Source organism: Aquimarina latercula DSM 2041 (genome assembly GCF_000430645.1).
GTDB lineage: Bacteria > Bacteroidota > Bacteroidia > Flavobacteriales > Flavobacteriaceae > Aquimarina > Aquimarina latercula.
In genome coordinates, this window is the sequence record NZ_KE387187.1 from 165,318 (window position 1) to 192,169 (window position 26,852).

Here is a 26,852-nt window from a genome sequence, read left to right on the forward strand (position 1 = left end):
TTAAAATAATAAAGGAAAAATTAAATGGATCATCACCAAACCACCAATAAAGAAACCAACAACAGCAATAAGTGATGGTATTTGTAAATTACTTAAACCCGAAATCGCATGACCAGATGTACAACCTCCTGCATAGCGAACACCAAAACCAACTAATATTCCACCAATCACAAGAATAATTATTGTTTTTGGAGTCATCATAATTTGATCAGAAAATAACCTACTTGGTATGTAACTTTCTCCAGCATCCGCAAAACCTTTTGCTTGAAGATCTTTTACCACATTAGCATTCAGATTTACTTTAGTATCAAAAGACAAGTAATTTTCTGCAATAAAACCACCTATAATTATCCCAAAAACTACTACAAGATTCCATCGCTGGGATTTCCAATCAAATCTAAAAAAATCAGCAGTTTTACCAGCACCGCAAATAGTACACATTGTTCTTAGATTGGAGGACACACCAAACTTTTTACCCATCATAAGCAACAAAAACATTACCAATGTTATCAATGGTCCTGACACATACCAAGGCCACGGTTCATATAACCAATTCATTCTTTTACAAATTATATTTTAGTGCAATAACTTACATTTTTTAGCTAGAATCAGTAACCTAAGTTACACAAGAATATTTTTGAAACAATTAATCAAAATATTTTTGGAAAGAAACGACCTGTAGCCACTTTGTATGCTTTATACTCATCGAAAAATTCAAGTAATTTTTCTTCTTCGTATTTAGTCTTGAAATAAAAGAGTATATAAATAGTAGTTGCTATAATTAATTTAAAAACAGAACCTATATAAAGCCCATATCCAAATACAACATATAATATTCCTGCATATAGAGGATGTCTTATAAATTTATAAAGACCTGTTTTAACTAATTTTGAATTTAATTTTGGCGTTGGAAAAGGTGATAGGTTTTTATTTAACTGTAATAAAGCAACTAACACAATCAAAACACCCAAAACAAACGTAAATAAACCTATTCGATTTATAAATGGTAACCAACCAATACTTCCTATTTTTACATCAATTACGTACACAAAAAACAGTACGAATTGTACTAAAACGAAAAGAAAATCATTGTTTTCTAATTTCATAATTTAAAAAAATAGATTCATATCTAAAAAAACCTGTCATCATTTAAATGACAGGTTAATAAGCAACATCATTAATTAAGTTTAGTTCTTTACTTTACAGGTATTTAAACCTACCAGTGAGTATAGAGGGCAAAAACTAACAAAACCAGTTACAGCAAATATTCCTGCTAATCCCAATAAAACATATGCAACGGCACCTTGAATAATGTTAAAATAATAAAGTAGCGCAATTGTAATAGCAACAATCAATCTCAAAATACGATCTGTATTTCCCATGTTCTTTTTCATAGTATATAATATAAAATTAGGTTTTAAAAAATTGAATAAGAAGAATTATTATGGTAGTAATGCTTATACATAATAAACAGACTATTAAAAATTTAATCTCCTTACGCATTTTCATCTTCAATATTTTGGGTTATTGAGGAACAAATTTATCTTAGAGGAAGAATAAAAACTGTGACAAATGTTACAACTACACAAATTTTATGATGACCATTCAAAATTTAAGATCAGGACTAGGTAATATTGACATCTACTTATTAGATCAAATACTAAAAGATAGATATTCCCAAAATGATAAGATCTTAGATGCAGGATGCGGAAATGGTAGAAATATACATTGGTTTTATGAAAATAAGTTTAACATCTATGGATTAGATCGGGATGTAGAACAGATCGAATATGTGAAAAGTATATATCCTGATTGGAGTACTAAATTTGATGTATCCTCTTTAGATACACTGAAATATCAGAATGATTTTTTTGATCATATTATTTGCAGTGCAGTACTACACTTTGCTTCTAGTACAGACCACTTCAATTCCATGTTTTCAGAACTTATACGTGTATTAAAACCATCGGGAACTTTATTTATAAGAATGACTTCTGATATTGGAGTAAAAGATAAGATATCCCATATACATAAGGGTGTATATAGATTAGGAGATGAATCAGATCGATTCTTGCTAACACAAGAGTTACTCTCTTCTATTATGCATAATCATGGGCTATCATTTTTAGAACCCTTAAAATCCACTAACGTACACGATCTAAGATCTATGTCTACGGTAGTACTTCAGAAGATTTAAGTTACATCAATCAGTTCTATCTCACCTTGTTTTAAAAATATATGACCTTCTTGCTCTAATTTTTTAAGTAATCTAGATATTACTTCTCTAGAAGACCCTAGATCATGCGCAATATGTTGATGCGTCGTATTAAGAACATTTCGCCCTTTTAACTTGGCTTCTTTTTTTAAATACTCTAATAATCGCTTATCCTTATTAGAAAATGTCAATATTTCTATAACATCTAATAATTCTTCGAACTTAAGGTTAAAGAGGTCATAAATAAACTCATTCCATTTCGGATATTTCTTTGCAATTACTAATGCTTTATCTGCTGGTATGACCACCACTTCAGAATCTTCTTCAATCACCGCTTTTACCTGACTTTCTTGATTACGAATTAAAGTAGTAACTGACATTACACAACTTTCTCCTGGCTGTATATAATACAATAAAACCTCGTTTCCATTAATCGGCTCTTCTTTAAATACTTTTGCTAAACCCGATATTAATAGTGGGATGACTTTAATATATGAGCCTTGTCTAAGAATAACCGTGCCAGCCTCAAATTTATGAATACTACTAATTGCTACAAGCTCTTTCTTTAAATCTGGCATTGTAGTCAATTTTGGAAAGTAAGTATCTAAAGCTTCAGAAATCAACGGTGTTTATTTTTTACTAATTTAATCAATAATTGATTCTATATTATATCATTTTTCTGAATACGAACTCCAAGCTTTATAACCACCTTTAAAATCATATACTTCATTAAAACCTAGTTTAACTAATAATTTAGCAGCGCGATGACTTCTCCAACCAGAATAGCAATAAATATATACTGGTTTTTTTTTATTTAGTTTTTGAAATTCTGAAACAAATTTTTCTCTATTCGCAATACTTATATTTATTGCGTCATCTATATAACCATTAGTGTACTCCTCTACAGTACGTATGTCAATAAATTGCACATTCTTACCAATTACTTTTTCTTTAATTGAATTGACATCAACAATCTTTATTGAATTGATTTCTTTAGTAGAAGAATTTCTAAAATAATCCTGAGAAAAACCAAAAAAGATGTTTCCTAAAATTAATAAAAAAGTTACATAATATTTCAACGATATTATTTCAAATCTTACTACATCTTTCATGAATTATTTTAAGGTAGTTGGACATACGTAATCTGTCGTTTCTAAACCAGTTTCCTTAATAGCAGCAAAACCACCAGCAACATCTATAAGATTATGAATACCTCTACTCTTCAAGATCGAAGCAGCAATAACAGATCGATATCCTCCTGCACAATGTATATAAGCCATTTTATCCTCTACAAAATAATGCATATAATCATTGATAAAATCTAATGGCGAATTTTTTGCATTCTCTAAGTGTTCGGCAGCAAATTCACTCTCTTTTCTTACATCAAAAACATGTACTTCTTCTCTTTCAATAATGTTTTTAAGCTGCATCGCTGATATTGATGATATTGTATCAACTTCTTTTTTAGCTTCTTTCCAAGCTTCAATTCCTCCTTCTAAATATCCTAAAGTACCATCAAAACCTACTCGAGATAATCGAGTAATCGTTTCTTCTTCTCTACCTATTGGTGTTACTAATAAAATTGGTTGTTGCACATCTGCTATCAAAGTACCTACCCAAGGAGCAAAACTACCATCTATTCCAATAAATATAGATCTTGGAATATGAGCTTTTACATATTCGTTTTGATGTCTAACATCTAATACAATCGCACCGGTTTCATTAGCCAACATCTCGAAATCTTCTGGAGACAATGGTCTTATTCCTCTTTCTAATACCTCATCTATATCTTCGTATCCTTCTTTGTTAAGTTTAACATTTAAAGGGAAATACTTTGGTGGAGGTAACAATCCATCAGTGACTTCGTTTACAAATTCTTCTTTAGTCATATCTGCTCTCAATGCGTAATTCACTTTCTTCTGATTACCCAAAGTATCAACCGTTTCTTTCATCATATTTTTACCACAAGCAGAACCTGCTCCATGTGCTGGATATACAATTATATCATCATTTAATAGCATAATCTTATTTCGCAAACTATCAAATAACGTTTCTGCCAATTCTTCCTGCGTAAGGTGAGCAGCTTTCTGAGCTAAATCTGGACGTCCAACATCCCCAAGGAATAAAGTATCTCCACTAAAAATGGCATGATCCTTACCATTTTTATCACGCAATAAATATGTAGTACTTTCCATAGTGTGGCCTGGAGTATGTAAGGCTACAATAGTTATATTTCCTAATTTAAACTCTTGTTCATCACTAGCAATAATAGCTTCAAAAGAAGGATTGGCATTTGGTCCATAAATAATCTTCGCACCTGTTTCTTTAGCGAGTGTTACATGTCCGCTCACAAAATCCGCATGAAAATGTGTCTCAAAAACATATTTAATTTTTGCTTTGTCATTTCTAGCTCTTTCTATATAAGGTTTTACTTCTCTTAACGGATCTATAATTGCAACTTCACCTTCACTTTCAATATAATATGCTCCTTGTGCTAGACACCCAGTATATATTTGTTCTATCTTCATTTGTTCTATTTTTTATTTTTAAAAATACTACTCAGATTGTCATTTTACAGTAACAATTGTTACAGATAAAACAATCTAAATTTTTGTTAAGTCAATTCTTTTATCAGTATATAAATTCCCATTATTAAAACGAACCATCCAAAGCCTTTTTCTAATTTTTTTCCTTCAATAAAATTGGATAAATATATCCCAAGAAAAATACCTAGGATAGAAATTCCAGTAAAGAAAATTAGGAAAATCCAATCTATATCTAGATTTTCTACATCGCCCACAAACCCAATCAACGATTTGATTGCAATAATTAATAGTGATGTAGCCACTGCTTTTTTCATTGGTAATTTTGCGAATAAGACCAATGCTGGTATTATTAAAAACCCTCCTCCTGCTCCAACAATTCCGGTTAATACACCCACTATGAAACCTTCTATTATAATTAAAGGATAATTATATAAAACTTCTTCCTTTTTCTGCAATGTATCTTTTCCGTTTTTTATCATAGAAACCGAAGCCAATAACATAATCATTGCAAAAAACACCATGATTCCTATATTTTTAGTAATCACCAACTCTGCTACAGAAAAAAGATTGTCCGGTATCGCAGGAACCAAAAACTTTCTTGTACCATACACTGCTATAAAAGCCGGAATTGAAAATACCACTGCAGTACGTAAACTAACAATGCCTTTTCTCAGGTTCTTAATAGCTCCAATTAATGCCGAAGACCCTACAACAAATAATGAATAAGCAGTAGCAGTCACAGGATTAATATGCATTAAATAAACAAAAATCGGTACTGTAAGTATGGAACCTCCTCCTCCTATTAAACCTAGCACTACTCCAATTATCAATGCGCCAAAATATCCAAGAACTTCTACTATTTCCATCAATTTTTTTTGACAAAAATAATTTTAGCTTATGTTAGTCACAGTAACATTAGTTACACACTATTATAGACTTATGACTTTTATACTATTTCTATTTAATTCTATTCTACCATCCACCTCTAGTTTTTTTAACAGTCTAGAAATTACCACTCTAGAGGTATGCAAATCATAGGCAATTTCCTGGTGCGTATTATGTACAATAGTATCGCTATTTACTTTTATTTTATCTTTAAGATATTTTAGTAATCGTTCGTCCATATTAAGAAAAGCAATGTTATCTATAGCCTCAATTGCTTCCATCAATCTTTTATGATAACTTTCGAAGACAAAACTTCTCCATGAACTATATTTTGTGGTCCACTCTTCCATTTTTTTTATTGGAATCATGATAAGTGTAGAGTCCATCTCCGCGATTGCTTTTATTTCGCTTTTATGATGTCCCATACAACATGAAAGGGTCATTGCGCAAGTATCCCCTTTTTCTAAAAAATAAAGTAACAACTCATCGCCTTCCTGATCTTCTCTTAATATTTTGATTGCTCCATTAATAATCAAAGGCATTGACTTAATGTAACTACCCGGCTTAATAAGTATATCACCCTCGAGTACTTCTTTAGTTATAGAAACCTTACTAATTTCTTCTAAAAGCTCTTTCTCAAAAAAATGACCATAATTATTATTCAGTTCTTCAATCATTCTGATTTATTCTATTTTTGGTTTTCAAAATATTGTTCTAATTGTTGTTTGGCTTCCTGATAACCCAACTCAAAAATTTGATCTAAATTTCCACTACTAAAGAGCCCATGATTGGTAAGTTTCTTTGGTTGAATCACCAAATCACATTCATCAAATTTTGTTTCAGAATTGGGCATAGCTCTTAAATAATATGCTCGTTGCATAACATTATATGCATGCTTAAAATCTGTGAGTTTAGGTTTTCGGATAGGAGTAACATCAATTCCTATGATCATATCACATTGTTTTTTTATCGGCATGATCGGAAAATTATCCAAAATTCCTCCATCAGAATATAATTGATCTTCAATCTGTATCGGAGAAAACACACCCGGAAAAGCAGCTGAGGCCAATATAGGTTTAATTAATTCTCCCTTATTAAAAACCGTTACTGTTCCTGTCAAAAGGTTCGTAGCAGTAACAAAAAGTTTTTTCTCCAGACTTTCGAAAGAGTTTTCATTAAAATAATTAATTAAATCATCGTAAAATTTTTCTGAATCTAAAAAACCTGCCTTTTTTCTGGTAAACCTATTTAATTTAAACAGCGGTGTTTTACTAAAAAAACTCTTAATCTTTTCTATAGAATGTCCAGCAGCATATAACGAACCTACAATTGCTCCTGCACTGGTCCCAGAGACATAATTCGGAAACAAACCAGCTTCTTCTATTGCTTTTATTGCTCCTATATGTGCTACACCTTTAAACCCTCCGCCAGAAAGGACAAGACCAACATTTTTTAAAGTTTCCATCTTTTTATATTTTAAAGAACTGGGCTAAAAATTTTAGCTGCTCCTTCTTTTAGTTTTTCTACCCAAGGTCTATCTACAAAAGTACTATAGTTCAGCTGAACACTTTGTTTACAATCACTTAAAAAATCATTTTTCAATTCCATAGCAAAACTATCATCATATATCACCACATTTACCTCGTAATTTTGTTCAAAACTTCTAATATCTAGATTAGTAGTACCTACCGAAGAAACGGTATCATCAGCAACAATTGTTTTACTATGTAAAAAACCATTAGAAAATAAGTATATTTTAACACCAGCTTCCATCAACCCTTCAAAATAAGATCGCACACACCATCTAACAATTATGTTATCAGAAACTTCCGAAAGCAGTAACCTAACTTCTACTCCACTCAGCGCAGCTACTTTTAGGGCTTCCAAAATAGCCTCTCCAGGAATGATATATGGATTGGCTATATATACATAGCTTTTGGCTTCGTTTATTAAAGAAAAATACATTTGCTGAGTAGACGAAAAATCCTCATCTGGACCACTATGTACCGTCTGAGCTGTCATAGTTCCTATTTCTTTATAACTTGTAAAACAAGATGTATTTAAAATATTTTCATTATTACTTACTAGGTACCAATCCATCACAAAAATAGCCTGTAAACTATGTATTATTGGCCCTTCTAATTGCAAATGCATATCGTTCCACATTCCTAAATCAGAATCTCCCGTAACATATTTATCCGAAACATTAATACCACCTGTAAACGCTATTTTATTATCAATTACAATAATTTTTCGATGATTACGGTAATTTAATGATGAAAGAAATTTACCGAATTTGATTGGCAAAAACCCATATATTTCTACACCTATATCTTCAAGCTTTTTGATATATTTTTTACTTAATGATAAACTTCCGATACCATCATATAAAATGCGTACCTGAACACCTTCTTTTACTTTCTTTTCAAAAAGCTCAAAAAGCCCGTCAGCCAATATTCCATTCTCGAAAATATAATATTGCAAATGGATAAAATGCTCTGCTTTTTTTAAGCTTTCGAATATTGCTCGAAAAGTGGCATTACCGTTTTTAAGAAGTTTCAATTCATTTCCAGCACTTGGTGAGAAACCACAATTCTTCGTAATAAGTTCTATTAATTTTTGATGTTCCTGATATTCATTTTGCTGTACCGGTTGATAATAACTTTCAGCTTTTTCTAAATATGTATTAATCTCACCCGTTCTTTTTAATTGAAATAACTTGTTTTTCCTTCGATTTCTACCAAGTAACAAATAAAACAACATCCCACCCACAGGGATTGTAAAAACCACAAGTATCCAAGCTAACGTTTTGGTAGGACGCATACCATAAAGTATCAGTCTAATAACAATAACTAAGCCCGCTAAAAAATATATGATAAGAAAAGAAAAATATACCATTTATATTTTTTTATTAAAACATCAATTCTTCATAATAAGTAAAGGAACTCTAGTTCTATAACTGATTTTCGAAGCCTCAGAGCCATAGAAAAATCGTTCAATAAATGTTTCCTTTTGAATAAACATAGCATTCATATCGATATTCATTATTTGAACAAAACTATCAATTGCTAATGCACTAGGAACATTGGTAATCGAATGAAAGGTATGATTAATATTCTTAAAAAAATCTTTTAATTGTTTCTTATCTTCAAATTCTGCAATAGTTACAGTATCATCTTCTTTTATTTTTAGAATTCTTAGAGAGGACTTATACTTTACCACCGTATCTACTAGAGGATCCATACCTTCCGTATTAAAATGATCGTTATCATCAAGTGTATATAACACAGTTTTTAAATTTTCAAAAACATATCCTTGGGGAATCACAAGAACAGGGCAATCTACCTTACGAATTACATTCAGTGTATTACTTCCAAAAACCACTTCTCTGGCCCCAGTGGCTCCATTTGATCCCATAATAATCAAATCAATTTTTTTAGATTTTACTGCCTGTTTAATCGCATCAGTAAAAACATCATAATCAGTAATTGCTTTAAAAGAATATTTCTGATTTGTAGTTTCCTTTTGGAGGTATTTTGTTAACTCATTAAGTTTTTCTTTAGATGTATTAATCACAGATTGATGAACAGAGGTATTCATAGGTGCAGCCATAAGATCATCAGTCATATAAAGAGAAGCTTTTTGAACGTTTAAGATATAAAAAGTACAAAGCTCATTTTCAAAAAAACGCATTGCATAATTAATAGCATTTCTTGAATTTTCTGAAAAGTCGGTAGGAAGCAGGATATTTTTCATTTTAAAAAGATTTTATATGATAAAAATAGCCTAGATACCTATTAAGAACTATGATATTTATCAGCATAAAAAATAATCAATCTGTTAATTTTGTTTAAACATTTTTAATAAATGTTAAACATTTTTTATCTTTACAAAAAAGAAGATTTGGAACTTATTAAAAAAGCTTTAGAGTTTGAGAGCAGAAAGATAAGTAATATGACTACTAGTAATCGGGTAGCAGCATCCAGAGAGGCTAAATCTCTAGTTCTGGCTATTAATGAAATCTATAAAAAGACACAAGAGTCTAATCTTATGTATATTATGAAACTAGTTACTGCGAAGAAAAGAAAAATAGAAAAACGTCTTAAAGGCGTGCCTACAATATGATTGTTTTTAATGCACAGAAAATTAATTAAGTATGCTTTTAGAAACCACATATAGAAATAAAAAAAACAAAGCTCTCATTAATGATTTGGTAGGAAAACCATTTTCTATATTAAATGCAATTAAACTTAAGGGCATTGGATCGAAACGCATGATTATTGAAGATGTTAGTCCTAATCTAAAAAAGGTTATTAATAGTATATCTGATGTTAATTATGGTAGTATAGAACTACGACCAAATGGTATTCTAATAGCTATCAATAAAGGATTGCAAAATTTCACTTGGGCAATACCTTATTATCAGTTTTACCTTTATAATACGAATGGAATAAGTATTCATGCACAAGGAAAATTCGTTCATTTTAGAAATAATCGTACACATCAAGAAAATGCTTCTTTCTTCAAAAAATTAATGCGATTAAAAGTTGAATATGATCAACGGTTTCCACATGTTGATTCTATCCAAAACTTAAATTAATGAATAAGGAATTAAATGTACTGAAAACTCCATTATTATCTTGTTGTTATAAACCAATGACTGGATATTTTAGAGACGGATTTTGTAATACTACAGCAGAAGATTCAGGTACTCATATCATCTGTGCAGTGATGACCTCAGAATTTTTGGAGTACACTAAATCTAAAGGTAATGATTTATCAACTCCTATTCCATATTGGAATTTCCCAGGATTGAACCCCGGTGATAAATGGTGTTTATGTATTTCTAGATGGTTACAAGCAAAAGATGCTGATAAAGCTCCTCCTATTATCTTAGAAAGTTGCCATAAAAAAACATTGGAATATATAGACCTTGAGGTTTTACTCAATTATCAATTTAAGGAAGAAAAATCATAATTTAACTGAACTCTGATGTCAACTCATCTACAACCAAACCATCCTCTAAAGTTTTAATAATTCCCAAAGCAGCCCGTTCACCAGATATCATAGCCGCATTTAGAGACCCATTGAGTAACTGATCTCCTGCCAAAAATATAGTATTTGTCAATTTTGTTTCTGTTTCGGATAACTCATATTGCAAGTTTTCTAGTCTTGGCAAGGCATTCTTAATATGATATTGTTTAATGAATTTACATCCAATAATCCCACAAAGAAGACCTAATTCTTCCGTTACCTTTTCTACAAGTTCTTTTTCTTTAAATGAATGATCTTTAACAACTGTAACCGACAAAAGTTCTTTATTTGCAGCTTTTGAAGTTTGTAAACTTGTATGATAAAAAATATTATTTATCAAACTATCCTTTTGCGCGATTAAACCGATTAACGGTTTTTGGATTACTCTTTGATCAACTTCAAAATACAATGTGTTACAAGATTTCCACTCCGTTTCCTGATTACTAAGGTTCGTAATCATCTGATGAGCATTTGAAGTAATTATCGTAAAATCACTATCCAGTTTCTCTCCATTTTCTAACAAAACACATCCATCAATAACCTGCTTTACAGGAACATTATATCGAAACTCTGTCTTATTTAATTTCGAAATCATTTGATCTACAATTGATTGAATACCTCCTTTGGGTAATGCTGCAAAACCTGCTCCAAACATTTTATAAATAAACTGAAACATTCGGCTAGATGTTTGCAAATTAGGTTCCAGAAAAATACCACTAAAGAAAGGTTTAAAAAATGAATGTATCATTTCTTCAGAAAAACCATAATTCTCTAGGTATTTTAAAGTGCTAATCTCATCTTCTTTAAAAATGGCGGTTATGGATTTCTTTTTCAAAACTTTATTAAGTTTCAATACTTTTACCTTATCAGAAAAATTACCTACATTCGAAAACAACGTAGGTATTAAAAGTGATACATTACGAAGCGGATCTCCAATAGTTCTAAGCTTATCGTTTATAAAAATAGATGCACCTGGTAAAAATTTTTGTAACGATAGTTTTTCTAAATCTAAATATTTTTGAACAGCAGGATAGGCCGTTAATAATACCTGAAAACCGTGATCTAATTGATACCCATTAACAACATCCGTTTTAACCCGACCTCCAGCTCTATCTGTCGCCTCTATAATTATAGGTGTATATCCAAAGTTTTCTAATACCCGAGCTGCAATTAAACCGCTTACTCCTGCCCCTATAATATGAATTTTATATTTCTCTTTATCCATTTATTTCTTCTAATCTCAAAAATAACTATTCTAAAAAATCTTTTGATACCCAAAGATACAACTGGTTAAACCATAAAAATATAGTGTTTTGTTAATTTTTGTTTAAAAAATTAAACAAAACAATAAACAAAAAAAAAGATTAATCATAATAAACTTTAAATCTTATTCCATAAAATTCTTCACTACTAACAATTACAGATACTATTCCATCATATCATAAAAAATCAATTTATATTCGTGATTTCCATTACTTGGAAGAAGTGAAAAATTGTGATATCTTAAATTATTCAACTTAGTAGTTAAAATATGCAAGAAGCTAAACAAACATTTTACGGAAATACTTTAGGGCTTGTTCCTGGATCTGTGGTATATGTAGGTAAAAAAAATACAAGTGATTTGTTTATCGAAGTATTCAATTATCATAAAGAATCTCACGAAGAAAAAGAATTAAAAAACATAGAAGAAGCTTATTCTTTTATTGATTCTAAACCGATCACTTGGATAAACATTAATGGTCTTAATCATATAGAAACAATTGAAAAACTAGGGGAACATTGTGATCTACATCCTTTAATCCTTGAAGATATAGCTAATACTCAGCAAAGGCCTAAGATAGACGAGTATGATGATTATTTTTTTGTGGTTTTAAAGATGTTGTATTTTAACGAAAATGGAGAACTTTCTATCGAGCACATTAGTTTTGTTTTAGGAAATGGATTTGTCATTTCTTTTCAAGAATCAGATGGAGATGTCTTTGATTCTATTAGGAATCGTATTCGAAATAATAAAGGAAGAATTCGCTCTATGGGCTCTGATTATCTTCTTTATGCATTAATGGATGCTATAGTGGATAATTATTTTAACCTAATCGAAGTGATGGGTGAAAAAATTGAAGAATTAGAAGATGACCTTTTTGAAAATAAACAAAACGATAATATCACCTACCAAATACAAGGACTTAAAAAAGAAATTCTTAAAATTAGACGAGCAGTATTTCCACTTAGAGAAGTGGTAAATAGGATAGAGAAAAGCGAGCATAAACTCATAACCAAAAAAATACGATTATACCTACGGGATTTATATGACCACATCATCCAAGTATCAGAAAATATTGAAATTTATAGAGATATGATTTGGGGCCTAATGGATATGTATATGACAACTATTAGTAATAAAATGAACGAGGTAATGAAGGTACTGACTATTATTGCTACTATTTTTATTCCGCTTACTTTTATTGCAGGAATATATGGTATGAATTTCGAACATATTCCTGAACTTAAGTTTAAATACGGTTATTTCGTTCTTTGGGGAATCATGATATTTATTTTTGTAGCTCTGATATATTTTTTCAAAAGAAAAAAATGGCTTTAAAATAATATCCAAAATCAACATTTATGTTAAAGTATCAAACAGAAATTTTTCTTACTATCACTCTGGTGGTCATAACGATCATATTATTACTATTAAGTAAAAAAGCTATACAACGATTTGGTTTTATTCGATCCATCGAAGCGAATCGTAGAAAAATCATCTTTAAATTAAGTCACCTCTTAATTTATGTAGTAACTATATCTATACTTGCTATCATTTGGGGAGTTGATCATAAACAATTCGCAGTATTTATTTCATCTGTATTGGCTGTTTTAGGAGTAGGATTCTTTGCGCAGTGGTCGCTTTTATCGAGCTTGACCGCGAGTGTAATTTTATTTTTTAATCATCCGGTAAGAATAGGAGATCGCATTCATATTCTTGATAAAGATTTTGAATGGAAAGGTGAGATTATTGATATTACTGGTTTCTATTTATTTATGAAAACAGATGATGGAAGAAATATAACAATCCCTAATTCATTAGTAATGCAAAAAGGGATTGAAATACTTGAGAAAAAATAATTCAATTATTTAATAATCCAGTTTTTATAATTAATTTAAAGTTTTATTTATTTCTTAAAAAAATCTGTCTAAATTTTATTGAGCACTATTAAAACCCTTTTGAGTACAAGCTTTAAAAGCTTTATTATTTATTTTATCATAAATCCTCAGAGAATGACTGTGATCAATATACGAAGGTGTATTAATTATGGCAAGTCAGGCTGTTTAGTCCGGAATTAACAAACTGTGCCTTTGAGGTTTTTTTTCTTAGAATTCTAATTACTCGTGTAAATAAATTTTAAAAAACTACTTATAAATTCTTAATGATTTATTATACCATCTTGCTTTCATTGTTATCAATCGAATAATATTTCAAGTATTTAGAAACTAATCATTTTTTTGATTATAATTCTTATTATAAGATCTAACCACAAAAATAATCCAGACTAAAAAAATAGTCGTAACTACTATTGAATATAAAATAACTGGATCCATTATCATTTTCTTTTAAAATAATTAAGAAACCCCAAAATTGTTGGAGCCCAAAGACCAATAAAAATAGCTTGAAGATGTTTACCGCTACTAAATGAATAGTGCGATAAACAAATAACTCCTATAACTGTTAACAACATAATTATATTCATTATTCCAACTTTTTTTATGAAGTTTTTAATCATTTTCAATATACTAAATTATACCTTGTTTTAATCTTCAACCATATAACCTGTCCAAAAACAAACACTATTTTTTGTTTAAACTATTGTTAAAAACATTAAACAAATATACAATATACTCTAACTTTACAAAAATTAAATTTCAAAAAGAATTACCATTAATGACTGATCAAGTAGAAAATACTTCTGAAAGAAAAATCGCTATAATTAGAAGAGAACATTTTAATGCCGCTCATAGATTGCATAACCCTAACTGGACCAAAGAAAAGAATAAAGAGATTTTTGGCAAATGTAACAATCCAAATTATCATGGTCATAATTACGAATTAGAAGTAAAGGTAATTGGTTACATTCAATCAGAAACTGGATATGTAATAGACACCAAAATACTTTCGGACCTTATTAAAAATCAAATAACGAATCGTTTTGATCATAAAAACCTGAACCTAGATGTTACCGAATTCAAAAATCTAAATCCTACCGCAGAAAACATAGCGATAGTTACATTTAACATTTTAAGAAGTCATTTAGATCAAAAATTAGAACTCAAAATAAAGTTATATGAAACACCAAGGAATTATGTAGAATATCCATTTTAATTATAATAGTATGCTTTTCACCTCACGTAAAATTTAACCTATGAAAATAATTAATAAAATAAAGACAAAACCAAAAAAAAGGGGATTTGAAACAATAAAATCCTTCCAATCTATTTACGATATTAAAATAAACAGTTTAGATAATAAAGTTATAGATCTAGCTAATTATAAAGGTAAAAAGATATTATTTGTTAATGTAGCTTCTAAATGCGGTTTTACAAAGCAGTACAAGGATTTACAAAAACTATACAATCTGTACCCGGATAAACTTATGATAATTGGGTCTCCTTGTAATCAATTTAGTCAACAAGAACCAGGAAACGCTTCTGAAATTCAATCATTTTGTGAACGTAATTATGGAGTAACATTCATAATGACGCAAAAAATTGATGTAAAAGGAATTAATCAACATCCATTATACGAATGGTTAACTAGTAAACAAAAAAACAACAAGAAAAGCTCAAGCGTGAAATGGAATTTTCAAAAATACTTAATTGATGAAAAAGGTGAACTAATTGATTACTATTATTCTATAACAAGTCCAATAAGTTCTAAAATCACAAAGCATTTAAGATAATTATTAATATTTATTAAATTCAAATTTTTGATTTACATTTTCTTGTACCTTCTTAGCGATAAGGAATAATTCTTTAAAAATAGGCCCTATTCTTTTATTGCTTTTTTAAATGCATCTATACCACCTACTATAGGAACCGTAATAGATGTTTCATCTAGATCAATAGTAAGTTCAGTCCCAGGTTTTGGTAATAGTGTAAACTTACTATCACTAGAAAAAATCATTAATCCAATTTGTTGTCCTTTTTTAATTACCTGATCATCTGGTTGTAAATCAAAAGACAGTTCATAGAATGAACCTGGTTTTAGCGGTTTGCTTTCTGTTAACGATTTATGATTTTGTGGATCAGCCCAACCACGAGTAATTATATTATCCGTGATTTTTTTCGCATTCTTTTCCCAAGGTAAAGAGACTAACCAAACCGAAAGATTAGCCGCAGGTTTGCTACTAGCAAGTTTTACAGTTACTTTAGCAATTCCTGATATGTGAATATCTTCTGTTAGTACCGGAGTTGAATATAGCAAACGATGGTTAGATTCTTTTAATATCGCTAACGAATCACCTGAAAAAGTATAGTCATCGATCAATTTTTCTACACCTAGTTTAGTTGGTTTTTTAATACTTAACAACCCAACTTCTAATCCTCCAATATTGGGAAAAAGAGCCACATCTGATGCATCCGGATTAGGATATTCTTTATAGGCAACCGGATGCTCTCGAGAATCGTTTTCTCTAACAATCCAAGCACGAGCATCTTTTTCTACTCCATTTTCTATTCCGTGCAAGTATCTTGTAAACCATCTATTCATTATTCTAATTGGAGGAGGACCTCCATGACCATTTTGATGATAATAAATCTGAGATGGAATACCCATTTCTTTAGCTTTCCTATATATCCTATAACTATGTTCTGGCATTACATTCCAATCATTAAATCCATGAGACATCAATAATGCGGCTTTCATAGGCTTCATATCATTTAGATAATCTCTACCTGCCCAGAAATCGTTATAATCGCCTGTAATTCTATCCATTCCATTTTTCATCTCAGTATCTCGTACTGTTTTATTATTGTATGGACGTTTGGACTCATCTCCACTATGAATAAAATCATATAGTACATCTATATCCTCTCCTAAATATCCACCTGGAGAACGTACCAAACCATTAGATCTATAATAATGATAATACGAGGTATTTGGTGCAATTGGAATAATAGCTTCTAAACCTTTGACTCCAGTAGTTGCAGCTGCTAACGGAATAGTTCCGTTGTAAGAAGTTCCAGTCATCCCAACTTTTCCTGTAGACCAATATGCTTTAACTTTCTCCGTACCTTTTTTTTCAGTGTATCCATCAATGCGACCACATAACCAATCAATCACTGCTTTCGGAGCTAACGATTCGTTATCACCACCCACGGTTGGAGCTCCTTGCGATAATCCAGTACCCGGAGAAGATGAATGAACTACAATATATCCTCTTGGAATCCATTTTTTTATATGCGAATTAGAAATAATTGGTCTTTTACCTCTACGCACTACTTCTGTATGTGTTCTTGGTTTTGGTTGTTCCCCTAATTCATGATGTACATCCCAAAACAATCCATCTATGTCGGCAGCAACACCCGCAAAATATGGACTAGAAACATAAATAACAGGTAGCTTCAATCCTTCTGTTTCTGTTTGATACGGACGTGTCACAGATACGTGCATTCTATCCAATATTCCATCACCATCTGTATCAAATTCTGTAGGCACCCATAGATCGTGACGAATCCATTTAGCAGGTGTATTAAAAGCTTCTACTATTTGCGCTTCGCCATCCTTAAACAAAGGAACTGCTTTTTCTTGTGCGTTTATGAGTGTTACTAAGAATAGAACCAATATAAGAAAACGAGTATTATTTTTATAAGCCATTATAATTGAGATTTGTTACTACAATCATCTTTAGTTAGATGTCAAGCTTTACCAAACTAAATTGGTAATCTGCCTTTTGTGTATAACAAATATAGAATAGAAATATGATTTTTTGAGGAGAATCAATTGTTCTATTTTAAAAAAGCCTACAATTGCATTGTCGACTTTTCAATTCTCATGAACTAAACCCCTATAGTTCACGTTAAAATGTAGAATATATTCTGCAATAATCTATGATCTAGCCCCAAACTACTGGCATAAACACAGTCATTTCTGCCTGTCCTCTGTTACTCCAGGCAAAATAGGGAACAAGTTGTGTTTTATATGTATTCCAATTTGGTCTTTTTACTACATTATAAATATCTGTTGATTTATCTGAGCGAATCAAAATTTCACCTTCTATAGTTGTTACTCCTCCCAAGAGGTCTTCTCTATGATTTACTTTAAAATCTTCACTGCCTTTTATATAAACATCCAAAATACTAGTATTCTTAGGCAGATCAGGAGATTCTATACAATAAACTATCGGACCTCTTTTTATCGCTATTTGATTACGAACTTCTTCAATACGTGGATGGCCTTCTACAAAAGTGATCTCCATTGGCATATCCAAAACGATCACATCACCTGTTTTCCATGAACGATTTACAACTGCATATTTTCCAGGATTAATATCTATAACTACTGCTTCCTCGTTAACTTTCAAAGTACTTCCAGTTGCCCAAATAGGAATTCTTATTTTTATTTCAAAATCAGCTTTCTTACATTCTTCGACTGTAATTTTCACAATACCTTTCCATGGGTACTCTGTATCTTGTCTCAGTTTAATCTTGGAGCCATCAATCATTACAGTATCCAAATGATTTCCTCCGAATAAGTTTACCGATACTCCATTATCTGTAAGACTGTAGGCCCATCCAGAAAGTTTTGCTAGTGTCCTTACTAAATTCGGAGGACAACAAAAACAATCTAAGTATGGTTTTCTATATGGAGTTTCTGTGATATTCTCATGTGCTTGATAATCTCTAGTATTATCAATCATACGTAGTGGATTCGCATAAAAATAATCTTTACCTTCTATGCCTATCCCTGATAACGCGCTATTATATAAAACTAACTCGATAATATCAGCATATTTCGATGCTCCATGAATTTGTAGCATTCGATAACTGAACATGGCGTTACAGAGATTGGCACAGGTTTCATTATATGCAGTCATATTAGGCATCATATATTCATCGATAAAACCTTCTTCAATCATATCTAAATTGGTAGAAGCTCCATAATGCGCTTGACCAACAGCTCCAGTAACATACATTTTTTTTCCAGTCACATTTTCCCATAACCTATCCAACGCATCTATTAAAGCTTTTTCTCCAGTTTCGGCATATACATCTGCAGCTCCAACATAATAATACAATGCAAGAACAGCATGACCCACAGCTTCTGTAGCCTCTCTTAAGGGTGTTCTTTCTTGCACCATATCTCCAATAGGATACCCTTCGGTAGTAGCATGATGTTCTACTTCGTATTTTCCTCTATTATCAATAAAGCGTTCCGCTAAGCTCAAGTATTTTTTATCTTTAGTAATCCTATACAGTTCTACCAATCCCATTATCTGTGTTTGGTTAAACCCAAAACGCCCATAATGCTTTGTTTCTGGCATAAAAATAGTGTACAACAGATCTGCTTGTTTAATAGCTATATCTAATAAACTTCTTTGTTTAGTTGCTTTAAAATGAACACAAGCACTTATCAAAAGATGACCTATATTATACATCTCATGATACTTTCTGTTTTCGAATCGATCGACTCCATCGGTAGTTTGTACATACGTATGGATATATCCGTCCTCTTCTTGTGCATTGCCAATGATCCTAATATATTTATCCAATTTTTCTAATAGCTTAGGATCTTTTGTTTTAGCATACACGTAAGCTTCCGCCTCTAAAAATTTGTAGAAATCTCCATCATGCCAGAACATTCCTTGGTGTTTTCCTGTTTTTTCTCCTCCCGCTATTTTAAAATTATTCAATGCATGACCAATATCTCCACATAATACCTCTCCCATATATGGCAGCATTGTCTCATACAATTTATCAAACTTACTACCCCAGAAACCGTCCGTCCATTCACAATCTGTTACTTCTAAGGCTCTCATTTTGTAAAATGGGCTTTCCACAGATTTTAATTCATTTCTTTTCTCTATTTCCAAATCAATATTCATCATTGTAAGGTTTATACTTTATTAAGTTGGTTTAATCTACTAGTAATTAGATGTTAATTCAGTTTAAAAGTTTCTTCAAACTTTGGCATTTTCATTTTATACCAATTTTCTTCTGTTTCTTCATTATGAAACCATTCGGGAACTATATGCGTTTTTGCCCATTCATTTGATTCTTGAATCATTTTTTCTAGAATTTCAGGATGCTTATTACTTATATCATTCTCTTCCCCAATATCCTTTTCTATATCATATAATTTCCAAGGAACACGTTCAGGTTTGTATGCTTTCCAATGATCTAAACGAACTCCTACCTCATTACTTGTTTTCCGATGTCTAAGTGTTAAAATAGGTGCTCCTTTTCTAGGGTTTCTCCCTACAGTAAGATCACTCCAGATATCTTTTCCATCCACTATTTTATGATCAGGCAATTCTACTTCGGCTAATCCTGCGAACGTAGGATAAAAGTCTAACGCAGATACTGGATAGTCAAAAGTCTCACCTTTTGGTATTTTTTTTGGCCAATGAAAAAACATAGGAACCCGGATTCCTCCTTCGGAGGTATTTCCTTTTCTTCCTCTTAACGGAAAATTGTTTCCACCTTGATCTGTTCTACCTCCATTATCACTTAAGAAAACAATAAGTGTATTTTCTAACTGTCCTGTTTTTTCCAAAGTATTTACTAGTTGTCCTACTCCTCTATCCACTGCATGTACCATGGCAGCATAGGTTTTTCTTTTTTCATCTCCAATATGAGCATACATTTTCAAATCTTCTTCTTTAGCTTCTAAAGGAGTATGTGGAGCATTATAAGAAAGATACAGAAAGAAAGGAGATTCTTTCTCTGAAGCTTTATCAATAAATTTTGATGCTTCGTGTGACAGTGCATCCGTGATATACTCATTTTCATCAACTTCGGCTCCATTATATTCTAAGGGAGTAATATAATCCCAAATTTCTGTATTACCAGCGTCCTTCTGTTCCTGATATGCTGCTTTAAATTGCTCTGGAAAATAATTATGCCCACCTCCTAAAAAACCATAAAAATCATCAAACCCCCTATTATTAGGATGATATTTACTTATAGTTCCAAGATGCCATTTACCAATAGCCCCTGTATAATATCCCGCTTGCTGAAGTATTTTACTAATAAAAGTTTCCTGCAAAGAAATCCCTTTTCCCGCATTATTATGTGCTCTTGGTAAATTATACTGAGAACCTATTTGATGTGGATATCTTCCTGTCATTAATGCTGCTCTACTAGGACCGCAAAAAGGATGTGCTACATATGCTGATGAAAAAATGATTCCATTACCTGCCAAAGCATCTAATTCAGGTGTTTTAATATCTTCAGAACCATTGAATCCTACATCAGCATACCCAAGATCATCACATAGAATTAATACAATATTAGGTCGATCACTTTTGGATGATTCTGTAATATTTTGATTCTTAACCTCAACCGGCACGCTTCTTTTACATGAAGTATTCCATGTTATGATCCCTAAACAAATTAAGATCTTATATATATTAGAATTCATACTATTATTCTTTTATCATCTCTTTAATTTTCTTAAAATGTCGTATTAAAAACTCCAAATCATTATGAGCAATAGCATTCTTATCAAAAAGAGAACTTCCCATCCCTACTCCTTGACATCCTATTGCAAAGAAATCTGTTATATTATTCTTTGAAACACCTCCTGTAGGCAATAATTTGATCTCATTCAAAGGCCCTTTTACATCTTTTATAAACTGAGTTCCAAGTTGAGTAGCAGGAAATACTTTAACCATATCTGCTCCTAAGCTCCATGCTTTATATATTTCTGTTGGTGTAAAGGCTCCCGGAAAAACAGGTGTTTTTTCAGCCACACAAGTGGTGATTACTTCTTCATTCATAATAGGAGTAACAATAAACTGCGCTCCTACTTGTAAAGCTTCTTCTAATTCTTTCATGGTACAAACTGTACCTGCTCCAATATTCAATTCCGGAAAACTACTAAGCAACTCCTTAATTGTGTTAACTGCATTCGGTGAATTCATGGTGATTTCTACAGTAGAAAATCCGCTTTCTTTATATACAGGCATAATATTCATGACGGTATCTAAAGAGTAACCGCGAAGAATCCCAACGATAGGTGTACTTTCAAATCTTTCCCAAGAAAATTTTTGATCAAGCATAAGATTGTGCTATTTTTTTTTGCCCTATTAATAGCGCATTATCTATAATTTCTGGTTTAAAACAAGTAAATCTCTCAGATGGTAAACTAGACACTAACGCCAGTAAATAGAGTTCTAGTAATATTCCTGAAGCTCCCAAAAAGATTTTTTGATCATTTTTCTTTAGATAAGAAAGCTCACTGCCAATAACCAGTCCGGAGAGAAAATAAAAATTCATTTCTTTTGAAGTACTCTTCAATATATCATTGCCCCTAATTGAAAAAAGCGATGTCATAAATTCATCGTTTATTCCTTTTTGTACTCCTTCTAGAAAAATCCCAGAAAACTTTGGATCCCATTCTCCGTTTTTTACGGATAATGATAATAAACCTGTTGTACTTAAAATTTCAAAAAGCTCTCCGCTCATGAAAGTGGAAAAATTGATAATATCATCTCCAGAAAATCTAATATGTTTCGAATGCGTTCCTGGTAATATAATAACCCCTTCAGACGCATCTGATATATGATCTATAATTCCAATTGCCTGAGTTTCTTCTCCTCTCATGATATCCGATTCTGTTCGAATTCCAGATATTAATAATGTTTGGATCTTATCATCTAATGAAAACAAAGAACAATTGATATTCGTTCCATTAAATGATTGCGGAACTGATGCATATGGTAACTCTTTCATTCCTATAGAGGAAGTTATCATTCCAGAAGCTATAATCAATATATTATCCTTAGGTAAGTCAGTCAAGATATTTAACTGATGTAATAGATAATTTTTAAAAAAATCTTCTTTAGATAATTCTTTTTGCCCGAGATATTGCTGATACAATTTGCTAACTCCTAAATTTGTCTTGTGCTCTTGGATTATTGTTAAATCTTTTGAATCCACCAATCTTATTCTAAAATTAGAGGTACCCCAATCACAGCTTACAAATTGTTCTGGTAAATTCATTTTTATAACTGTTTGGTGACTCTTTTTCTAATCAAATAATCATCTAGTGCAAATACAGAACAATCGACTCCGATTCCACTATTTTTTATTCCTCCATGAGGAAGGTAAATATCATACTTGAATCCATTTAGATGCACTTCTCCAAATTCCAGTTCTTCGGTGAATTGACGCAGTGTATCCTCATTAGATGAGTATACATATGAAGCAAGACCTACATCCACACTATTGGCCAATGCAATACTCTCTTTTATTGAAGAAAAAGAAGTAATAAATGCTACTGGCCCAAAAATCTCTTGTTGTAATATTTTTGCTTCATTATTTTCAAAAGCTATAACTGTAGGTTCATAATAGTAACCATCTCTTTCTACTCTATCGCCTCCATATAATAATTCACCACCCTCTTCTCGAGCCACTTTTACTATATCGCCAACCTTTTTTAGAGACTGCTTATTCGCTAAAGGTCCCATTAAAATTGCAACCCCTTCATCTTTACCATAACCAATTCCTATTTCTTTAACTTGCTGAACAAACTTCTTGACAAATTTTTCAAAAACAGCATCTTCGATATAAAATCTATTGGGAGCTACACATACCTGCCCACTATTGCCAAATTTTAAGGCTACTCCATCGGATACCGCTTTATCAATATCAGCATCTCCAAACACTACAAAAGGAGCATTACCACCACACTCCATACTGAAGCGCTTTATAGATGTTTTGCTACTTTGTTCCATTAATTTCTGAGCTGTTTCCGTAGAACCAATCATCGTAATTAATTTGGGGGTAGTACTCTCACACAATGGAATCCCAACATCCTCTACATCACCGCATATGACATTAATAACCCCTTTTGGGAAATCAATTTCTTCGCAAATTTCTCCAATCATGTATGCTGAGAGTGGTGAAAACTCAGAAGGTTTTAAAATAATACTGCATCCAGCAGCTAATGCTGGCCCCAGTTTAAACCCTAAATTCAATAATGGAAAATTATACGCTAAAAAAGCAACTACAACTCCTACGGGTTGGTGAATTACTTTATGTGCATGAGTACCTTCTTTATCAGCAATTGGAATATCAATTTTATTCTTAATCTCTTCTGAGTAGAACGCTAGAGAGTTCGTAATACTAGTAATATCTTCCTCAGAACCCTTCCAACTTTTGCCCATTTCGTACATCATCATCTCTCTAAGAATCTCTGACTTTTCTAAGATCTTATCACGTAATTTTAAAATCCATTCTTCGCGATCTTCAACTAACAATTTAGACCAATACACAAATCCTTTTTGAGCAGCCTCTATAGTTTTTAAAGTATCCTCTTTTGTTGCCCAACTTAAGGTAGCTACAGTAGTTTCATCTAAAGGAGAAACTACATCAAAACATTTATTCCCTTCAGCATTGATAAGTTCTCCGTTGATATATAATTTTTTATGTCCAAAGTCCATGTGCCTTTTTTATTGTATATTTTTCAATTACTTCTTCATTAATTGTAAAGCCTAAACCAACAATATTCTCATCTTGTTTAATTATTCCATCATCGAAAATCATAGAATTATTTGTTAATTCTTCTCTTAATAAATTTTCCGTTCGATCATGTTCTATATAAAATCTTGGTTCGCGCAAACGACCGGGTATAATATCTAGATTCATAATAAAATGCAAAGCTGCTGCAAAAGCAATTCCACTTCCCCATGTATGTGGAACGATTTCAATTCCATACACAGATGCTAATGTGGCAATTCTCTTCGCTTCAGTAAGTCCTCCCGCTGCACAAATATCTGGTTGTAAAACATCAACTGCTTTAGCATCTAAAAGCGTTTGAAAACCATAGCGTAAATATTCACATTCTCCAGCCGCTATCGGTATTGAGGTTTTTTTTCTTAATTCCTCAAACTGCCCATAATATTCTGGAGAAAGCGGTTCCTCAAACCAACTAATGTCATATTTCTCAACTGCCAGTGCCAACTGTACTGCTTCCTTTAAATTATAAGCATGATTAGCATCTATCATTAAGGCTATATCTGGACCAATTGTTTCTCTGACTGCCTTTATATGTTCTATATCTTTCTCAATGGTAAAGCCAACTTTCATTTTAATCGCTTTATACCCAAGATCTACGTATTGTTTTGCTTCTGTAGCAAGTGATTCTGTAAGATTATCATTATCTGTAAAATACAAACCTGTTGCGTATGGTGTAATAAAATTTCTCTTCTTACCTCCTAACAATGTATATACAGGTAATTCTAAAATTTTACCTTTAAGATCCCACAAAGCAACGTCAATAGCACTAATTGCCGCAACAAAAATTCCTTTTCTGGCATAATCTAAGGTTCTTCGATACATTAGATCCCACAAAGTTTCTGTTTCCAGAGGATTTTTTCCAATTAGATAAGGAGCTAAATGATCAATGCCAGCTTTCAGAACATTTGCTGGTCCATAACCTTCTCCCCAACCCACATGACCGGAATCAGAAGTAATTTTTACTATACATATACGCCTTTCCGAATACTCCCATTGCGAAAAAGAAAAGCTTTCTTTTAGCGTATCAAGGAGAACAAAACTTTCTATTGATTTAATCTTCACTATACTAATTGTTGTAGATTGTTTAATTTGATTTTAGTGCTTAAAAATTAGGATACCCAAAATCTCAATATGATCTTTTGAGTATTATTTTAAATTTTAACAAATTAAGTAGATATCAAACAATTCGAACAGGTTGATATTATCCTTCACATACATTATTTTACCCTGTTAAACATTTCTGTTTTGGGCAAAACTCATTTTCAAAAATCCTATTTACAACAAAAAAATATAATCAATTGATTATAAAACCACTAACCGCAATAACAATATTATCATTAGAACATTAAAAAGTATGATACTGCTTTTGATATTCAGAAGGAGTTACTCCCATGATACTTTTAAATTGCCTATTAAAGTTTGTAATTGTATTGAACCCTGATTGATAGCAAATAGTAGTAATTTGTAGTTTCCCCTCAATTAATAATTTACAAGCATTGATAATTCTTATTTCATTTAAATATTGGGAAAATGACTTATGTGTTTGTTTTTTAAAATATCTACAAAATGAATTTGGAGCCATGTGCGCAATAGAAGCTATTTCCTTTAATTCTATCTTTTTATGATAGTTAGTAGTCAGGTATGAAATAATTTTAGCAATTTTTTGTTTTTCTTCTCTTCGGAAAAAGGCAGCCTGTGTTTCTCCACATAAAAACTGATGATTTTCTTTTTCTGACAAAACATTTAATATTTCCAGAATCTTGGTGATTCGAAATACGCCATCACTCGCCACCAAATCCAAAAAAAGATTTTGAACTTTACTGTTCTCCTCTACCGAAAATTTAAGTCCTCTATTGGACTGATATAAAAGAGATTTAATCTTTTTCATTTCAATTAATTCCATAAAATCATTTCCCAAAAAGTCAGCTTCGAATTTCACAACAATTACATCTACACTGTCGGTTTCTAATTCTTCGGAATAATATTCGTTTCCATTCTTAAACAAATGAGGAAGATTACTTCCTATTAAGTACAAATCTCCTGGATTAAAATGATGTATTGAGTTACCAACATACCTTGTTCCAGAACTCTTCAGAAAATAAATAAGTTCTAACTCTTTATGAAAATGCCAATCTTGTTCTAAACAAGGTATAGTATCCCTTCTAACGAGAAAAGATTTATCCGGCATTAGATCATTTTCTTTATAAGTAAGTTTCATGACGGTATAAAATTATGAATACGTTAATTATTTGGGGTTTACATCCAAAAGCCAGGAAGGATAACTTTTGGTAAAATTCGAAAGCTACAAATTTACGGAGTGATTAAAATTAAAAGTTTAGTTATTTCAATATTTTTTTGTTAAAAATCATACAAATAAATCACAAATTACCTTCTAAAATTGCAAAAATAAGAACAAGGTTAAAATAATGCATATGTGGGTT

28 protein-coding genes are annotated in these 26,852 nt (G+C 31.5%); 8 read left to right on the forward strand and 20 right to left on the reverse strand.

Annotated features, from left to right (window positions below):
• The 3 genes from H526_RS0127320 to H526_RS0127330 all read right to left on the reverse strand — a co-directional run bounded on the left by H526_RS0127320 (position 1) and on the right by H526_RS0127330 (position 1,394).
• A complete protein-coding gene (locus H526_RS0127320) occupies positions 1 to 558 on the reverse strand; it encodes a YeeE/YedE family protein (protein ID WP_027395845.1) in 558 nt (185 codons plus the stop codon).
• Between the two features lie 92 nt (positions 559 to 650).
• Entirely contained in the window at positions 651 to 1,106 is a 456-nt protein-coding gene (locus H526_RS0127325) for a methyltransferase family protein (protein WP_035086859.1), read from the reverse strand.
• A gap of 81 nt (positions 1,107 to 1,187) precedes the next feature.
• Entirely contained in the window at positions 1,188 to 1,394 is a 207-nt protein-coding gene (locus H526_RS0127330) for a YgaP family membrane protein (protein WP_027395847.1), read from the reverse strand.
• A gap of 200 nt (positions 1,395 to 1,594) precedes the next feature.
• On the opposite strand from H526_RS0127330, the gene H526_RS0127335 reads away from it, so the two are divergent.
• Positions 1,595 to 2,197, forward strand: a complete 603-nt coding sequence (locus tag H526_RS0127335) for a class I SAM-dependent methyltransferase (RefSeq protein ID WP_245591246.1) — start codon at positions 1,595 to 1,597, stop codon at positions 2,195 to 2,197.
• On the opposite strand, the gene H526_RS0127340 is transcribed toward H526_RS0127335, so the two are convergent.
• The 8 genes from H526_RS0127340 to H526_RS0127375 all read right to left on the reverse strand — a co-directional run bounded on the left by H526_RS0127340 (position 2,194) and on the right by H526_RS0127375 (position 9,402).
• A complete protein-coding gene (locus tag H526_RS0127340; RefSeq protein ID WP_245591247.1) occupies positions 2,194 to 2,793 on the reverse strand; it encodes a Crp/Fnr family transcriptional regulator in 600 nt (199 codons plus the stop codon). The two genes, H526_RS0127335 and H526_RS0127340, sit on opposite strands and share 4 nt — an antisense overlap.
• Positions 2,794 to 2,886: 93 nt before the next feature.
• Positions 2,887 to 3,327: a rhodanese-like domain-containing protein gene (locus H526_RS30350; protein ID WP_081415719.1), complete on the reverse strand. Its 441-nt coding sequence runs from the start codon at positions 3,325 to 3,327 to the stop codon at positions 2,887 to 2,889.
• 3 nt (positions 3,328 to 3,330) lie between these two features.
• A complete protein-coding gene (locus tag H526_RS0127350) occupies positions 3,331 to 4,743 on the reverse strand; it encodes an MBL fold metallo-hydrolase (protein ID WP_027395850.1) in 1,413 nt (470 codons plus the stop codon).
• 86 nt (positions 4,744 to 4,829) lie between these two features.
• Positions 4,830 to 5,627, reverse strand: a complete 798-nt coding sequence (locus H526_RS0127355; RefSeq protein ID WP_027395851.1) for a sulfite exporter TauE/SafE family protein — start codon at positions 5,625 to 5,627, stop codon at positions 4,830 to 4,832.
• A 63-nt stretch (positions 5,628 to 5,690) separates the two neighbouring features.
• Positions 5,691 to 6,323 carry a Crp/Fnr family transcriptional regulator gene (locus tag H526_RS0127360; RefSeq protein WP_027395852.1) on the reverse strand — a complete coding sequence of 211 codons (633 nt, stop codon included), beginning with the start codon at positions 6,321 to 6,323 and terminating at the stop codon, positions 5,691 to 5,693.
• A gap of 11 nt (positions 6,324 to 6,334) precedes the next feature.
• Positions 6,335 to 7,111: a patatin-like phospholipase family protein gene (locus tag H526_RS0127365; protein ID WP_027395853.1), complete on the reverse strand. Its 777-nt coding sequence runs from the start codon at positions 7,109 to 7,111 to the stop codon at positions 6,335 to 6,337.
• Positions 7,112 to 7,122: 11 nt separating this feature from the next.
• The gene (gene cls / locus H526_RS0127370; protein WP_027395854.1) at positions 7,123 to 8,544 is read right to left on the reverse strand and encodes a cardiolipin synthase; all 1,422 of its coding nucleotides are present in this window, start codon (positions 8,542 to 8,544) and stop codon (positions 7,123 to 7,125) included.
• Positions 8,545 to 8,565: 21 nt separating this feature from the next.
• On the reverse strand, positions 8,566 to 9,402 hold the full coding sequence (locus H526_RS0127375; RefSeq protein ID WP_027395855.1) for a universal stress protein: 837 nt from the start codon (positions 9,400 to 9,402) through the stop codon (positions 8,566 to 8,568).
• A gap of 111 nt (positions 9,403 to 9,513) precedes the next feature.
• Between H526_RS0127375 and H526_RS0127380 the strand changes: the two genes are divergently transcribed.
• Genes H526_RS0127380 through H526_RS0127390 form a run of 3 tightly spaced genes read left to right on the forward strand, consistent with a single transcriptional unit; the run spans position 9,514 to position 10,623 of the window.
• The gene (locus H526_RS0127380) at positions 9,514 to 9,771 is read left to right on the forward strand and encodes a hypothetical protein (RefSeq protein ID WP_233557623.1); all 258 of its coding nucleotides are present in this window, start codon (positions 9,514 to 9,516) and stop codon (positions 9,769 to 9,771) included.
• A 31-nt stretch (positions 9,772 to 9,802) separates the two neighbouring features.
• Complete coding sequence (locus H526_RS0127385) at positions 9,803 to 10,246, forward strand: arginyl-tRNA synthetase (protein WP_027395857.1); 444 nt, start codon at positions 9,803 to 9,805, stop codon at positions 10,244 to 10,246.
• Positions 10,246 to 10,623: a DUF2237 family protein gene (locus tag H526_RS0127390; RefSeq protein WP_027395858.1), complete on the forward strand. Its 378-nt coding sequence runs from the start codon at positions 10,246 to 10,248 to the stop codon at positions 10,621 to 10,623. The genes H526_RS0127385 and H526_RS0127390 overlap by 1 nt, the downstream gene beginning before the upstream one ends.
• Before the next feature lies 1 nt (position 10,624).
• On the opposite strand, the gene H526_RS0127395 is transcribed toward H526_RS0127390, so the two are convergent.
• Positions 10,625 to 11,905, reverse strand: a complete 1,281-nt coding sequence (locus tag H526_RS0127395; protein WP_027395859.1) for an NAD(P)/FAD-dependent oxidoreductase — start codon at positions 11,903 to 11,905, stop codon at positions 10,625 to 10,627.
• 306 nt (positions 11,906 to 12,211) lie between these two features.
• Between H526_RS0127395 and corA the strand changes: the two genes are divergently transcribed.
• From corA to H526_RS0127420, 4 genes are all read left to right on the forward strand, one after another.
• Complete coding sequence (corA, locus tag H526_RS0127400; protein WP_027395860.1) at positions 12,212 to 13,279, forward strand: magnesium/cobalt transporter CorA; 1,068 nt, start codon at positions 12,212 to 12,214, stop codon at positions 13,277 to 13,279.
• Between the two features lie 23 nt (positions 13,280 to 13,302).
• Positions 13,303 to 13,800, forward strand: coding sequence for a mechanosensitive ion channel domain-containing protein (locus H526_RS0127405; RefSeq protein ID WP_027395861.1), 498 nt, complete (start codon positions 13,303 to 13,305; stop codon positions 13,798 to 13,800).
• A gap of 814 nt (positions 13,801 to 14,614) precedes the next feature.
• On the forward strand, positions 14,615 to 15,052 hold the full coding sequence (locus tag H526_RS0127415; RefSeq protein WP_027395863.1) for a 6-pyruvoyl trahydropterin synthase family protein: 438 nt from the start codon (positions 14,615 to 14,617) through the stop codon (positions 15,050 to 15,052).
• Between the two features lie 40 nt (positions 15,053 to 15,092).
• A complete protein-coding gene (locus tag H526_RS0127420; protein WP_051336391.1) occupies positions 15,093 to 15,629 on the forward strand; it encodes a glutathione peroxidase in 537 nt (178 codons plus the stop codon).
• 86 nt (positions 15,630 to 15,715) lie between these two features.
• On the opposite strand, the gene H526_RS0127425 is transcribed toward H526_RS0127420, so the two are convergent.
• From H526_RS0127425 to H526_RS0127460, 8 genes are all read right to left on the reverse strand, one after another.
• Complete coding sequence (locus H526_RS0127425) at positions 15,716 to 17,545, reverse strand: Xaa-Pro dipeptidyl-peptidase (RefSeq protein WP_027395865.1); 1,830 nt, start codon at positions 17,543 to 17,545, stop codon at positions 15,716 to 15,718.
• A 238-nt stretch (positions 17,546 to 17,783) separates the two neighbouring features.
• Entirely contained in the window at positions 17,784 to 19,772 is a 1,989-nt protein-coding gene (locus H526_RS0127430) for a glycoside hydrolase family 127 protein (RefSeq protein WP_027395866.1), read from the reverse strand.
• A gap of 53 nt (positions 19,773 to 19,825) precedes the next feature.
• Complete coding sequence (locus tag H526_RS30355) at positions 19,826 to 21,310, reverse strand: sulfatase family protein (protein ID WP_081415720.1); 1,485 nt, start codon at positions 21,308 to 21,310, stop codon at positions 19,826 to 19,828.
• Positions 21,311 to 21,314: 4 nt separating this feature from the next.
• Complete coding sequence (locus H526_RS0127440; protein WP_027395867.1) at positions 21,315 to 21,950, reverse strand: bifunctional 4-hydroxy-2-oxoglutarate aldolase/2-dehydro-3-deoxy-phosphogluconate aldolase; 636 nt, start codon at positions 21,948 to 21,950, stop codon at positions 21,315 to 21,317.
• Complete coding sequence (locus H526_RS0127445; RefSeq protein WP_027395868.1) at positions 21,943 to 22,893, reverse strand: 2-dehydro-3-deoxygalactonokinase; 951 nt, start codon at positions 22,891 to 22,893, stop codon at positions 21,943 to 21,945. The genes H526_RS0127440 and H526_RS0127445 overlap by 8 nt, the downstream gene beginning before the upstream one ends.
• A gap of 2 nt (positions 22,894 to 22,895) precedes the next feature.
• Positions 22,896 to 24,335, reverse strand: coding sequence for an aldehyde dehydrogenase family protein (locus H526_RS0127450; protein WP_027395869.1), 1,440 nt, complete (start codon positions 24,333 to 24,335; stop codon positions 22,896 to 22,898).
• Positions 24,319 to 25,473 (reverse strand): mandelate racemase/muconate lactonizing enzyme family protein, encoded by a 1,155-nt coding sequence (locus tag H526_RS0127455; protein ID WP_027395870.1) that lies wholly within the window; start codon positions 25,471 to 25,473, stop codon positions 24,319 to 24,321. The genes H526_RS0127450 and H526_RS0127455 overlap by 17 nt, the downstream gene beginning before the upstream one ends.
• 283 nt (positions 25,474 to 25,756) lie before the next feature.
• On the reverse strand, positions 25,757 to 26,629 hold the full coding sequence (locus H526_RS0127460) for an AraC family transcriptional regulator (protein ID WP_027395871.1): 873 nt from the start codon (positions 26,627 to 26,629) through the stop codon (positions 25,757 to 25,759).
• Between the last annotated feature and the right edge of the window lie 223 nt (positions 26,630 to 26,852).